11 protein-coding genes are annotated in these 13,526 nt (G+C 68.3%); all 11 read left to right on the plus strand.

Going from position 1 to position 13,526, the window contains the following annotated elements; all coding sequences use genetic code 11:
• The first annotated feature begins 47 nt into the window (after positions 1 to 47).
• The 11 genes from Aple_RS24850 (at position 48) to Aple_RS24900 (ending at position 13,521) form a co-directional block, all read left to right on the plus strand.
• Positions 48 to 362 carry an LptF/LptG family permease gene (locus Aple_RS24850; protein WP_155347094.1) on the plus strand — a complete coding sequence of 105 codons (315 nt, stop codon included), beginning with the start codon at positions 48 to 50 and terminating at the stop codon, positions 360 to 362.
• 30 nt (positions 363 to 392) lie between these two features.
• The gene (locus Aple_RS24855; RefSeq protein WP_155347095.1) at positions 393 to 2,366 is read left to right on the plus strand and encodes a TcpE family conjugal transfer membrane protein; all 1,974 of its coding nucleotides are present in this window, start codon (positions 393 to 395) and stop codon (positions 2,364 to 2,366) included.
• Positions 2,359 to 4,842 carry an ATP-binding protein gene (locus Aple_RS24860; RefSeq protein WP_155347096.1) on the plus strand — a complete coding sequence of 828 codons (2,484 nt, stop codon included), beginning with the start codon at positions 2,359 to 2,361 and terminating at the stop codon, positions 4,840 to 4,842. The genes Aple_RS24855 and Aple_RS24860 overlap by 8 nt, the downstream gene beginning before the upstream one ends.
• The gene (locus Aple_RS24865) at positions 4,839 to 7,139 is read left to right on the plus strand and encodes a type IV secretion system protein (protein ID WP_155347097.1); all 2,301 of its coding nucleotides are present in this window, start codon (positions 4,839 to 4,841) and stop codon (positions 7,137 to 7,139) included. Before Aple_RS24860 ends, Aple_RS24865 begins: the two co-directional genes overlap by 4 nt.
• A 2-nt stretch (positions 7,140 to 7,141) precedes the next feature.
• On the plus strand, positions 7,142 to 7,777 hold the full coding sequence (locus Aple_RS24870) for a hypothetical protein (protein ID WP_155347098.1): 636 nt from the start codon (positions 7,142 to 7,144) through the stop codon (positions 7,775 to 7,777).
• On the plus strand, positions 7,774 to 8,922 hold the full coding sequence (locus Aple_RS24875) for a C40 family peptidase (RefSeq protein ID WP_246264756.1): 1,149 nt from the start codon (positions 7,774 to 7,776) through the stop codon (positions 8,920 to 8,922). Before Aple_RS24870 ends, Aple_RS24875 begins: the two co-directional genes overlap by 4 nt.
• Positions 8,923 to 8,999: 77 nt before the next feature.
• The gene (locus Aple_RS24880; protein WP_155347099.1) at positions 9,000 to 9,407 is read left to right on the plus strand and encodes a (deoxy)nucleoside triphosphate pyrophosphohydrolase; all 408 of its coding nucleotides are present in this window, start codon (positions 9,000 to 9,002) and stop codon (positions 9,405 to 9,407) included.
• Positions 9,408 to 11,001: 1,594 nt separating this feature from the next.
• Positions 11,002 to 11,781 (plus strand): helix-turn-helix domain-containing protein, encoded by a 780-nt coding sequence (locus Aple_RS24885; RefSeq protein WP_170321648.1) that lies wholly within the window; start codon positions 11,002 to 11,004, stop codon positions 11,779 to 11,781.
• The gene (locus Aple_RS24890) at positions 11,772 to 12,107 is read left to right on the plus strand and encodes a PCC domain-containing protein (RefSeq protein WP_246264757.1); all 336 of its coding nucleotides are present in this window, start codon (positions 11,772 to 11,774) and stop codon (positions 12,105 to 12,107) included. Before Aple_RS24885 ends, Aple_RS24890 begins: the two co-directional genes overlap by 10 nt.
• Before the next feature lie 632 nt (positions 12,108 to 12,739).
• On the plus strand, positions 12,740 to 13,171 hold the full coding sequence (locus Aple_RS24895; RefSeq protein ID WP_155347101.1) for an ATP-binding protein: 432 nt from the start codon (positions 12,740 to 12,742) through the stop codon (positions 13,169 to 13,171).
• Positions 13,168 to 13,521, plus strand: coding sequence for a hypothetical protein (locus tag Aple_RS24900; protein WP_155347102.1), 354 nt, complete (start codon positions 13,168 to 13,170; stop codon positions 13,519 to 13,521). Before Aple_RS24895 ends, Aple_RS24900 begins: the two co-directional genes overlap by 4 nt.
• The last annotated feature ends 5 nt before the right edge of the window (positions 13,522 to 13,526 follow it).

Genomic DNA, 13,526 nt, shown 5'->3' on the forward strand with positions numbered 1-13,526 from the left:
ATGGCCGACCGTGATGTCGCTGATCCACACCCCCCGGGAGGGCGAAAATGATTGTGCACACGATTCTGGAGAGCGCCGTGTCCAGCCAGCTGGGCGGCGCCGAACTCCTTGCTTTCACGCCGACCCCGGCGCCGAACCAGGGCATCAACACCGAAGGGCTGGCCGAATTCCTGCGCCGCTTCTTCGGGCCTTTGTTCCTGGTGATCGTCTCGGTGGTCGCGCTCTTCTTCCTCTTCACCCGGGAGATCACGCGGTTCGTCCAGTTCATCATTCTGGCGATCGCGATCGGAGTGATCTTCTACGTGCCGAACATCATCGAGGTGACGGCGAAGGCCATCGCGGGGGCGCTTGGCATCCAGTGATCCTGGGCACGCTGGGAGAGGAGGAATCGGGTGGACCTACCTACATACACCAATATTTGGCGCATTGAGAAGCGGCTCTACAAGCTGTACGACCTACGGCTGCCGACGCCGCTCCCCATCGTCTGGATCGGTGTCTTCATCGGCGTGAGCGCGCCCTGGTGGGTCTTCCTGCAGCTGGTCGGCCTGAAGTTCGACGCCCCCTGGCACGTGATCTACCTGGTCCCGCCCGGCGTGGTCACCTGGCTGTCCACCCGCCCGGTGATCGAGGGCAAGCGCCTCACCGAGCTGCTCCAGTCGCAGAGCCGCTACCTGTCCGAGCCGCGCACCTGGTGCCGCCTGGCCCCCGTCTCGGAACCGGACGAGGTCGTCTTCCACGGCCGCGTCTGGCGCGCTTCTCGTCGTAAGGTCCCCCGCCGTGCCCAGCCCGCCCCCGTGTTCGCCCGCGCCGCCGCGTCGGCGAAGCTCTCCGTGAAGCTCCCGCAGAAGTCCCCGAAGCCGCAGAAGTCCCTGGAGCCGCTGAAGCGCCGCGTCCCTGGCACGGTCCGACCCGCCGTCGCCGCCGCGGCCGCCGCGATCCCGGCCGAGCCCACGCCGATCCCCCCGGTCGCCGAGCCGACCGTCCGTCCCTCCTGGGGTACGGCTACCGCCAAGGCCCCGGCCATTCCGGTCTTCGTACAACAAGAACCGAGAAAGCCGGAACCGATGAGGCCCGAGCCCATTCCGGCACAGGTGGAAATTTCGGAAATGCCCGAGCCGCGCATGCCCGAGCCGCGGCAGGAGTCCCCGGTCGCCGAAACCACGGCCCCACCGATCGGCCCCGACGCTCTCCGTCGCCTCCGTCGTTTGGCCGCGGCCTCCACCGAACCGGACAAGTCACCCCCCGCGACCCCCATGAGCGCCGCCACCTCCGCGACCGGCTCCTCACCCCCCGCCGACAAGGCCAGGGAACAACATCGCCGCGGCCAGCCCCCCAGACCCCCCATCCCCGACCGCAAGCCCGAACGCCAGGTCTCCATCCGCGCAGTCCCGGCATTATCCAGCCAGCCCGCAGCCCCCATCCCCGTCCCCCGCCCCGAAAACAAACCCGCAGAAGAGCCCAAGGTCCGCCGCGTCGAGTCCGTCGTCGGCCGGGACCCCCAAGGTGGCTGGCGGCGGATCGCCCAGGTCGTGGTGGGCAGCGGCGGAGGCCGTACCGACGGGACCGAGAACGACGAGGCGCGGGTGCGCACCCCGATCACCGGCAGCCGCCGCGTGGTCGTGCTGGGCTGCACCGGCGGCGCGGGCCAGAGCACGACGGCGCTGCTGCTTGGCCACACCCTGGCCCGGCACCGCGAGGACGGCGTGCTGGCGGTGGACGCCAACACCGGCGACCACACCCTGACCACCAGGATCAGGCCCGAGTCCCCCGAGACGCTCAGCTCCTTCCTGGCCGTGATCGACCAGGTCGGCACCCACATCGGCGCCTACACCAGCCGGTGCGAGTCCGGCCTGGACGTGCTGGCCGCCGACACCGACGAGGGCGCCGAACAGCGCATCTCGGACCGATCGGCCTTCTCCGACCAGCGGATCGCGCGCGCGATGCGGCTGCTGGACCAGCAGTACCGGGTGATCCTGATGGATCCGGCGGCGGCGCTGGCCGCGCGGCTGTTGCCGTACGCCGATCAGCTGGTGCTGGTGGCTCCGGCGAGCGCGGACGCGCCGGACGCGGTGGCCATGACCTACGACTGGCTGGACGGGCACGGCTGCGCGGACCTGCGGCGGCGGGCGGTCATGGTGGTGAACGGGGTCAGCCGGCGCAGCCTGGCGGACGTCGAGCGGGCCGAGGCGGTGGCGCGGGGCAGGTGCCGGGCCATCGTGCGGGTGCCGTGGGAGGACGAGCTCGCCGAATCAGGACCGGTGGATCTCGGCGATCTCCGCGCGGGCGGGCGCCGGGCGTATGTCGCACTGGCCGGAGTGGTCGCGAGCGGGCTGACCACCGCGAGAGGGGAGAGCATCGTTGGCTAGGGCGTCCCGGGCGCGAAGCCGCCTGGCCGTGCGGTATTTCGACGACCGCGTGTTGCTCACCGAGTCGGCGGCGTGGGCCTACTTCAGGCTCCCGACGGTCAGCTACGAGTTCATCACGCCAGAGGAGCGCGAGTCCCTCGCCACCAACGTGACGATCGCGCTGGCCGCGATCCGGATGCAGGACGCCGAGGTGCACCTGCGGGTCGCGCACCGGACCTATCCGGCGGCCGAGTGGGCGATGGCGCTGAACGCGACCTCGGACGAGGGCGCGGGCTGGCGCGACTACCTGGAGGAGATGTACCGGCACGTCTGGGCGAAGGACTTCTGGTCCAAGGAGGTCTACCTGGGCGTGCGTCTTGGGCCGCGCGGCGCGCAGCTCGGCAGCGGCGTGCTGGCCCAGCTGTTCGGCTTCTACCAGCGTTCGGAGAAGTCGCTCGGCCTGGAGGACGACCACGTGCCCGAGCGCGAGGTGACGAAGTGGACCGAGTCGGCGGAACGGCTCGGCCGCGCCCTTGCCTCCAGCGCGCTGTACGCCAGGCACGCCACCTCGGTCGAGATCGCCTGGCTGTTCCAGCACGCCGCGTCCGGCGCGCTCGGCGACCCGCCGCCCTCGGCCAGCCCGCGCAGGCGCTGGGGCCGGGGCGAGATCGAGGCCCTGGTCGAAGGCCAGATCCACAACGGCAGGTCGCTGCTGCGGATCGAGCAGCCCGGCGGCGACTCCTACACCGCGCACCTGTCCTTCGCCCGCTTCCCCGACCTGATGCCGTTCCCCGACGGCGAGCCGTGGATGCACTTCGGCGACCAGCTGCCGTTCCCGGTGGAGATCTCCAGCCGGATGCGGCTGATCCCGCCGGTGCGGGCCAGCAAGGACGTGGCCCGCAAGCTGGCGCACGCCCGCGACATGGACATCCACATCAGGGAGGCCGGCGCGGAGGCCCCGCTGGCGCTGGCTGAGCAGATCGACGCGGCCAGGATGCTGGAACACGGCATCACCAAGGAACGCCTGCCGTTCGTGTACGGCTGGCACCGGATGAGCGTCTCCGCCCCCACCGAGGAGATGTGCGTGCAGCGCGTCGAGGCGGTCGTCGAGCACTACCGTGACCTGGGCATCGACGTGGTCAACTCCACCGGCGACCAGTTCTCGCTGTTCTGCGAGGCGCTGCCGGGGGAGAAGGTCCGGGTCAACGCGTACGCCCAGCGCCAGCCCCTGCGCACGATCGCGGGCGGGATGGCGCACGCGACCGTGGATCTGGGTGACCGGGTGGACGACGGCAGTTCCGGGTGGCTCGGGCCGTACATCGGGGAGACCCTGGGCCGGGCGCGCAGCATCGTGCACTTCGACCCGCTGGTGGCGGCGACCAGGAACCGGCCGACGGCGATCGCGATCACCGGCGAGCCGGGCGGCGGCAAGACCACGCTGGCGCTGCTGCTGATCTACCAGATGGCGCTGCGCGGGGTCACGGTGGCCGTGATCGACCCGAAGGGCGACGCCTCCTCGCTGGTGGAGCTGCTGCACCAGCGGGGCCGCCGGGCCAGGACGATCCCGCTGGCCTCGGCCGCGCCAGGACTGCTCGACCCGTTCTCGTTCGGCGACGACATCGCGGCCAAGAAGACGATGGCCACCGAGACGCTGCGGCTGCTGCTGCCGCGCATGTCGGAGGAGCGCGAGTCGGCGATGATCCAGGCGGTGGCGGCGGTCTCCAACCAGCCCGATCCCTCGCTCGGCAAGGTGATCGACCACCTGGAGCAGACCGAGGACGCGGCCTCCAAGAACCTGGGCGCGGTGCTGCGCTCGATGTCGGAGATGCGCCTGGCCCGGCTCTGTTTCGACCGTTTCGGCGGCGACCAGATCGACACCGAGGGCTGGACCACGGTGTTCACCCTCGGCGGCCTGACCCTGCCGGACGTGGCCACCACCCGCGACGACTACTCCTACGAGCAGCGGCTTTCGGTCGCGCTGCTCTACCTGGTGTCCCAGTTCGCCCGGCGGCTGATGAACGGCCTGGACCGGCGGACTCCCAAGGCGATCTTCCTGGACGAGGCGTGGGCGATCACGTCCACGCCGGAGGGCGCCAAGCTGGTGCCCGAGGTGTCCCGGATGGGGCGTTCCCGTAACACCGCGCTCGTCCTGGTCTCGCAGAACGCGGGCGACCTGCTGAACGAGCAGGTCACCAACTGCCTGTCCTCGGTGTTCGCGTTTCGCTCGACCGAACGGGTCGAGGTCGAGCACGTGCTGGAGTTGCTGGGTGTCGATGGGTCAGAGGAGCACAAGGCGGTCTTGCGTTCCCTCGGCAACGGCGAGTGTATCTTCCGCGATCTGGACGGCCGGGCCGGCCGGATCGGCGTGGACCTGATCTCGCCGGAGCTGCTGCGCTGGCTCGATACGAATCCGACGCACGACAAACCCGGCGAGAACATGCATGATCTTCAGGGGGGATCCAGCAGGTCGGGGGTCGCGCAGGAGGTGCGGTCGTGAGGTTTGTCCGCCGGTTAGCGCTGGTGCTGGTGGCTGTGGTCACCGTCCTCAGTCTTCCGTTGGTCTTCGCATCCAGTACGGCCAGCGCCGACGGGATCTGTGATCTGTCCTCGTCGCTGGCCCCCGAGATGGTCGGCGGCGGCGTCGACGGCCTGGTCAAACCGCCCCCACCGGACACCGGCGACACCGGCGCCGCGGCGGGCGCGGGCGTCGGCGCGGGCACCCCGGTCGAGGTCGCCCCGGACCAGCAGCTCACCAACTACGCCAGGTACGGCATGGCCGGCCAGTTCTGGCACACCTACGGCCTCGGCTGCTCGGACGTGGCCGCGGTGCTCGGCAACGCCTGGGCCAACACGATCTTCTCCTGGGCCAAGGCGGTCGACCGGCTCACCATCACCACCTACGAGGCGGCGGCCACCGAGGGCCCGCTACTGCCGATCAAGAACGTGGTCGACGACATGGTCGTCAACCTGGCCGACGCGATGTACTGGCCGTTCCTGCGGCCGATCGTGATCATCGCCGCCATCTGGCTGGCCTGGTACGGCCTGCTCCGCAAACGCGCCACCACCACCTACGAGGGTGTCATCTGGATGGTCCTGGCGGTCACCGTGGCCACCTGGTTCTTCAGCCGTCCCCAGGACCTGACCGGCGTCGGCAAGACCATCACCGACAAGACCAGCGAGATCGTCAACTCGGCCTTCTCCGGCCTGCCCGGCGCGGGCGGCGCGTCCTGCCTGCCGGCGCAGGGTGCCGAGGGCACCCGCGCCGCCAACGGCGGCTACGGCCAGCCCGGCACCCCCGGCGTGGCGCAGAACGCCGACGCGCTCTGGTCGACGCTGGTCTGCAAGCCGTGGCTGATGGGCGAGTTCGGCACGGCCGACCCGAACGCCCCGATCGTGGCCACCTTCGGGCCGAAGACGCTGGAGATCCAGTCCATCGACGTGGCCGAGCAGCAGGCCCGCCAGGCGCCCGCCAGCGAAGCTCACCAGCAACGTTTCGAGGAGGAGGTCGCCAAGCCCCTGGAGGCCACTCCGCAGTTCTTCCTGTTCCAGGGCAAGGACTGGACGAGCCGCCTGAGCGTGGCGATCGGCGCGTTCATCGCGGCCATGGTGGCCGGGGTGCTGATCTTCCTGGTCTCGGTCTCGCTGCTGGTCCTCAAGATCGGCTTCCTGCTGCTGCTGATCCTCGGGCCGGTGTTCCTGCTGATCGGCGTGCATCCAGGGGCCGGGCGGATCATCGCGATGCGCTGGGTGGAGATGCTGGTCGGCACGCTGCTCCGGCAGGCGGTGCTGGCCCTCGTGCTGGGCGTCCTGGTGTACGGCTACGCGCTGATCATCTCGACGCCGCTGCCGTGGGGCATGCAGATCATGTTCATGGCGTTGCTGACGCTGGCCGTGTTCTTCTATCGGCGTCCGTTCCAGCATCTGTTCTCCACTATGGGCGGCCACAACCTCACCACCCGGATGCTCGGCGAGGCGGCGAGTTCGCCGATCCTGCAGCGGTCCAGCGTGGTGCTGCCGCCGGTGGCCTCGGCCAGGATCGGCCGGTGGGGGCTGCGCAAGGCGGAGCCCGTCATCGGGGCCGCGTCCATGGCGGCCGGGGCCGGGGCGGGAGCGGCCGCGGCCACCACGGTGGCCCAGGGCAAGGTACGCGGCGAGGAGCAGGCGGCCGGGGCCACCGGAGTCCGGGCGACCGGGCAGCCCGCGCCGCTGGAGACCGACGCGCGCAAGAAGGCCGGCGGCGTGCCCGCGCCACGGCCCGGCTCGGCTCCGCCGCTCAACCTCCGGCCACCTGCGGGCGCCCGTCCTGGGGCCACCGGTCCGCGACGTCCGGGTGGACCGGTTCCGTCCAGCAGCGGGAGCGTGCCGAGTTCGGGTGGTTCCTCCTCCTCGGGCTCCTCTGGCGGCTGGTTCGGCGGTCGTTCCGGCGGCTGGGCTTCGCGCCCGTCCTCCGCGTCTCGTGGGGGGAGCCGATCGTCCGGCGGCGGGTTGTTCGGTGGCGGCGGTTCCTCGCGTGGCTCGTCCAGTGGTGGATTCTTCGGTGGTGGCGGGAGCCTGTTCGGTGGCGGGCGGCGTTCGGCGCGGTCGGAGAGCCCGCGGGCGGAGCGGCGGTCGGAACCGCCACGGCAGCCGCGCGCTGAGACGCCCCGGTCGTCGCAGCCGCCGCGCGCCGAGTCGCCCCGGCAGCCACGTTCCGACGCGCCGCCGCTGTGGCTGCCCAGCAGCAGAGCCAAGAGCGCGCGCGGTGGCGACAACGCACCGTTCTGGTTGAGGCCCCCCGACCGCGACAAGGACTGATCATGGAGGGAACCGACGGCCGGAGGAGACTCGTCTTCGTGGCCGTGGTGGTCGTGCTCGCCGTCCTCGGCATCTATCTCACGATGCTGGGCGGCGGGGATGGCCAGACCGACCCGGAGGCGGCCCCCACCGGCCGCAACGCGCCTTCGGGCACCGTGGCGCCCGTCCTGCCGAGCCAGGTGGCGAGCACGCCTTCGGGCGAGTTCGACGTCTACGACTACCTGCCGCTCAGCCGGGACGAGCTGGCCGCCGCCGCTGATCTGGCGCGGCGGTTCGTCGGCGCGTACGGGACGTACACGCATGCGGATCCGGTGGCCCGGGTGGATCGGGTGCGGCGGTTCGCGACCGTGGAGTTCGGGGAGGAGCTGACCCGGAGCCTGACCGCGCCCGCGCTGACCGAGCACGACACCACCGAGCAGACCGTTTCTGACGGCTCGGCCAAGGTGACCTCGATCAGGGACATGAGCGTGGGGTCGGTGGTCTTCGTGGTCGATTCCATCCAGCACATCACCAGCACGGCGGGTGAGCGCGACCAGACCGACTCGTATGCGGTGACGGTCATGAAGCTGGGTGTGGACTGGCGGGTCTATGACATGCAACCCGCCGACGCCGGGCAGGACGGGGACACCACCCCGTGACGAAGAGCCGGCTCTCGTGGAAATGGGCGGCCGGGCTCCTCGCCGTGGCCCTGCCGCTGACCCTGTTCGGGTCGATCGTGCTGATGACGCCGTTACCGGGCGGGCTGTTCGGTGGCGGGGGCGCCGAGTGTGAGGTCGACGTAGGCGACCTGTCCGAGACCGCGAAAGAGGACATTCCGCCGGAGTATCTGGCTCTGTACAAGAAGCATGGCGCCGCCATCGGGGTGCAGTGGAACGTGCTGGCGGCGGTCGGCAAGCGGGAGACCGACCACGGGCGCTCCGACCTTCCGGGGGTCAAGTCGGGCACCAACGAGGCGGGTGCGGCTGGGCCGATGCAGTTCCTGATCGGCACCTGGGGTGGCAAGGCGCGGATCGAGATCCCGTCGGAGTTCAACGGGTACGCCTCCGATGGCGACGAGGACGGCATCGCGGACGTGTACAACCCGGCGGATGCCATCCTGGGCGCGGCCAAGATGCTCAAACGTAACGGCGCCCCCGATGACCTGCGGAAAGCCATCTTCGTCTACAACCGGGCGACCTGGTATGTGGACCAGGTGCTGGAGATCGCCGCCCGGTACGCGGCCAGTGGTGAGGTCGGCATTCCTCCGGAGAACAACCCCGACTGCGACTTCGCGGTGCAGGCGCCGAGCTCGGTCGTGGCCAAGATCCTTGACTACGCGCTGGCGCAGCGGGGGAAGCCCTATCGGTGGGGGGGAACCGGGCCGGACGCGTACGACTGTTCGGGGATCATCTACATGGCCTATCGGAACGCGGGGTTGTCGATTCCGCGGACGACGTTCGGGCAGTGGCCGTTCGGGGACAAGATCGACGCGGGGGAGGAGCAGGCGGGGGACCTGGTGTTCTTCAACGCGGGGCCGGGGACGTCCGTCACCAATCCCGGGCATGTCGGGATGATCGTCTCGCCGGGGAAGATGATCGAGGCGCGGTGTACGTTGTGTGGGCCTATCAAGATCACGACGTATAAGGATCGGACCGGGATCGTGGGGTATACCCGGCCGTTGCAGAATCCGGATGTGCTGGAGCAGCTCAAACGGCTGCCGCTGGCGGCGGGGGCGCCTAGTCCTGTCGCGATGGGATCGCTGGGCCGTGGCGGTGAGTCGTCTGGTCGGCAGGATTCTGGTTAGGAGTTTGTTGGTTGGTAAGCGCGAGTCAACCGCGTTGGTCCGGTGTGGGGGAGCGTTCCAGCGTACCCTAGGCAGGCATGGAGAAGATCGTTGTCGGCGCTGCGATAGTCGAGGGTGGGCGGCTGCTGGCCGCTCAGCGGGCCGAGCCGCCGGAGCTCATGGGTGGGTGGGAGCTTCCGGGTGGGAAGGTCGATCCGGGGGAGAGCGAGCATGACGCCCTGGTGCGGGAGTGCGACGAGGAGCTCGGAGTAAAGATCAGTATTGGTCGGCGGGTGGGTGGGGACTGGCCGCTGAGCGGGGGATACGTGCTGCGGGTCTGGCTGGCCACGCTGGCGGCGGGGACGCCGGTGGCGCGGGAGCATCTGGCGTTGCGGTGGCTGGCGCCGGGGGAGTTCTCGTCGGTGGCGTGGCTGCCGGCTGATCTTCCGATCGTGGGGGCGGTCCAAGATCTGCTCAAGGAAGGATTGAGCTCGGACCTGGTGTGACATAACGCTTACGAAGCGTGCATCGGGGGAGTTCGGGTGAAGAATTGGTGGCGACGGGGATATGTCGTGTCGGTCGTGGGAGCTGGGGCCGTCATTCTCAGCGGCACCGCGATGGCCGCCATCGACGACCAGACCCTGACAGATCTCGCCGCGGTTCCACTGCCACCCCCGTTGCCCATGCCTCCACCCCCTCCACTACCTCTGCCCCCGCTGCCGCCTAGGCCGCCTGCGCCGCTTCTGCCACTGCCTCCGTCCGGCATGCCTACCTGCGTCCCGCCGCCCATCACGGGCGTCAACATTCCAAGCATTCCGGTCATCCCGACCCCCGCCCCCTGGGTCCCGATGCCCACCGTCCCGATCCCCTCCGCCTCGGTCCTCCCCTGGCCAGCCCCACCATCCCCAGACCCCTCTTGTACGCCTTCGCCCGCTTTTGGCCCTTTCTTCGTACCGGCTACCGAGCCCCTGGCAACCCCTTCGAGGGGCCTGCCCAACGGTCCCGCACCGACGCCACCTCTACCCTCACCGTCGCCGGGGATCAGCGCTGGCCCGGGCGTCGAACCGTTCGCGCCCGTGCAGCATCGCGAGGACTCCGAGTGGGACAAATGGGACCGAGCCTGGCTACTCGAAGACCAGCGTCTAAGGGCTGAATCGCAGGCGCTTGAACGATGGATGCATGAGCGCGAGAAGTCTGAACGGAAGAGGTGGCCCGATCAGCTGATGGTCGCTCCCGCGAGCCCGCCGGATCGGGGTGATCCGGATGCGAGCCAAAAGCCCAATATGCCCCTTCTCCAGGGTGCGCCTCAGGCACGCGGTGGCTCGGAAACGCGCGGTGGTTCCGGGGTTGTCCCACCCATGGAGACAAGCTATTTGGGGGTGGCCAGATGACACCAGGTCAGAGCCCTGATCATCTGTCTGACCTGCGGGAATGCGGTCTAGGGGATGCGGGGGGTGTCTCACTGTTATCCACCAGAACCCACCATGGCTCACTATTCGCGGGCCACACACGGGCCAGATTTGGGGGGACCTTCGCCCTGCTCAGAACCGATCTGTCATGAAGCCTACGGGCTAGATGCCCCACGTGTTGAGGCGTGCGGTCCGGTACCTGGATCGTCGTAGCGCGGGGGGCTGGGGTGGCGTCGCTCTCCTCGTGCCGCGCGGCTCTGGGCTTGTGGCACATTGCTGCCTGCTCCCGCTAGCTGCCTGGGTCCGGGGCCTTTCAGGCGGGTTCCGTCAAGCGTGGCTTCGCGTGTACCCCTGCCGGTGACCTTCCACCGTCGTGGTTGCCCTACCGGTACAGCCGCGCTTGATGGGTTCCGTCTGACCCCGGATAATCGGGCGGCGGGTGCAGGGTACGGCGAGATCCATCGTGCTGAGATGGGATGCGGAGCGAAGCGGAGCGGGGGGTGACTCTTTGCGGCGCGATCCAACCGGGCACGGTAGATAATCCACGACCAGCAATCAGCGGCGGTTGCGGTTGGTGCTGGTTTGCCTTGGAGCTTCCGGGAGTCGGAGCCCACAAGTCGTACGCGCTCCCTCTCCATCCCGGGGTCGTGTTCTCTCCCTTCGCCTGGAATCGAGGCGTACGATTTGGCTTGTGTCGGTCGGACCCTTAATCAAGGACCTTCGAGAAGCGGCTGGCCTGTCGCAGACGGAACTTGCCCAGCTGCTCTGTGATATCTCGGGTCGGCCCACGATCACACGCGAGATGGTTTCACGCTGGGAGAACGGGAAGCGGAACCCTACGTACTGGCTGTCCCACCTTGCAAAGGCCCTAGGTGTGGAACTGAGTGTGCTGGAGCTTGGATCAGTGAACCGTCGCTCATTTGTGGTCGCAACAGCGGTTACCGCCCTAGGTTCACTCGTTCCAGATGTCACACGTGACGTGGCGGTGGAGATCGTCTCCTCCATTGCCGAAGGGGATGCGAGTCCTCTTGCCACTGTCCAGACCTCGCATGAAACAGATCTGCTGATCTCGCGTCTGGCATCACAAGATGCGGGTACAGTCCGGCGCTTAGTGAGCTGGCTCGACGAGGGACCGCCCATCCTCAGAGTCAATGCGTGTGGCATCGTTGCAAAGTCCTCCACGGGCGATCTCATCAACACAGCCACGATGACGCTTCGGCGGGATCAAGAGGTTCGGGACCTCTACCTGCACGCTGTCGGAAGCCGTGTAGGACCTACTAGTGATGCCCTGATCAGAGAGTTGCACAACCCAAAGGACGCCGGGGCGCGGTGGTGTTCGGCGATGCTCCTGCGAGAGGCGGAGACGCAAGCATCAAGATCGGCCCTGCGGGCTGCTCTACGATCTGAACCGATTCCAGAGAACATCCGGACCATCGGAATGATCCTGAACGGAGTAGACCCGTGCATCTGATCGCGATTACAAAGGGCGAACTAATCGAAACTTTGACCGAGAAAGTTGCTGAGCTCAACATAACGGCGGGGGCGATCGTGTCTCTGGTCGGAGGTGTCGACACCTTCCGCATCTCGACCATGCCCGCCGACGACGCGACGAAAGACATCATCACCGACTATGCGTCACCAGCGGAGATGAGCGGAACAGGCGAGATCGTAAACGGTCAACCGCACATTCATGCCGTAATGGCTATCGAAGGCGATAAAGCGATCTCCGGACACCTCCACGCGGCTACCGTGCAGACATGGTTTGCGAATGTCTACATCGTCCCGCTTGATGCCTAGTTTTCCTCGCGGGGCCACTAGCCGTGGCCACTCCCAAAACGGACTGCATCGCGTTCGCTAAGACCATGGACTCCCTGACGACCTCCCAAGGACGAAAGGGAATAGTCGGACCCGCCCAGTGGCTCAACGCTGGGCGGGTCTTTGATCGCATGGAGGTGCGATCCGTGGAGCGTGCATGCACGGGCGGACACTGGTTCCCAGGGCTACCGCTTGATCCCGAACTACTCAAGGGCCGCCGAGTGATGGCCACGACAGCGAAGGTGGTAGCGGCGGATCGGGACGCCGTTTGTCTCAGCATGCCGGAACAGTCTCCCGACTGACCGCGTGCGTGCCTTGGGCGTCTCGGAAGCCCGCTGTAGATCAGCTCTCGCATTACCCCACCCCTGGCTTTGCCATGGGCGGATTCGGACTAAAAGCGTAAATCGGGTTCGGCTGGCGCTGCGAACGACCAGCCGAACCCTTGATCAGGAAGGTGATCCTGACCCATGGCAAACGATAGAGCCAGGCGTCACGTTAGGCGAGATGATCTCTCGCCGGAGCTCTTAGCTGGGGTTTTACCTCAGATGTCGGTACCGGCGGCTCTTGCGGTGAACCTCGGTGGAGATGGCGTCTGGGCGCGGATGGTTCGGCAAATGCCGCGTCAGCGGTTCCTGCGCCTGGTGGCGCTGCCGGAGTCGGTCTGTGAGGCGCGGGCACATGTGCGCGGGCTGCTGGAGGAGTGGGGGCGGGCTGACCTCGTCGATGCGGCGGAGATGGTCGCGAGTGAGCTGGCCTCCAACGCGGTCAAGGCGACGCAGGAGGTTCGCCGGAGTCGGCCCGTTGGGGAGGCGGGGCGACGCGCGGGCGTGGGCGTGATGGGTCTGAGCGTCTATCAGGTAGACGGGCTGGTGGTCGTGGAGATGTGGGACTGCACCCGTGAGCCTCCCCGGCTGCTGGAAGCCGGGCCGGATGCCGAGAGCGGGCGGGGGTTGTGGCTGGTGGATGCGTTGTCGGCTGGCTGGGGCTATCGACGGCCGAAAACCGGCGGCAAGGTCGTGTACGCGACGCTTGAGGCGGGCCTGTGAGCGGGCCGGGTCAGGTCGCGGGCGCTGCCGGGGCGGTGAGCGATGAGGACGCGTTGCGCTGCCTTGAGGGGGTGCTACTCGCCAAGGGGATGCCTACGGCCTATGTGCCGGAGATGCGGGAGGCAACCGTCAGACGGGCCTCGTCTCCGGGTCTGGTGGTGGGCGGTTACGGAGGCCTTGAGGTGGCGCGGGTGCTGGTGGCTCCGCGCGGGAGAACCTACCTGGTCTTCATGCTGCAGGGCGGGGACGAGCCGCGCCTGATGACGGTCAGGACTGCCGAACAGGCGGCGGCGACGATTTCCGGCTATCGGGGATCGCCGCCTGCGGCTGGTGCTGCGGCTGAGGGGTGATCTGT

This window comes from Acrocarpospora pleiomorpha (genome assembly GCF_009687885.1).
Lineage (GTDB): Bacteria > Actinomycetota > Actinomycetes > Streptosporangiales > Streptosporangiaceae > Acrocarpospora > Acrocarpospora pleiomorpha.

Bases quoted from the DNA above. Each gene is read 5' to 3' on its own strand.
- Aple_RS24850 (WP_155347094.1), top strand. From the start codon at position 48: ATGATTGTGCACACGATTCTGGAGAGCGCCGTGTCCAGCCAGCTGGGC.
- Aple_RS24870 (WP_155347098.1), top strand. From the start codon at position 7,142: ATGGAGGGAACCGACGGCCGGAGGAGACTCGTCTTCGTGGCCGTGGTG.
- Aple_RS24880 (WP_155347099.1), top strand. From the start codon at position 9,000: ATGGAGAAGATCGTTGTCGGCGCTGCGATAGTCGAGGGTGGGCGGCTG.
- Aple_RS24895 (WP_155347101.1), top strand. From the start codon at position 12,740: ATGCCGCGTCAGCGGTTCCTGCGCCTGGTGGCGCTGCCGGAGTCGGTC.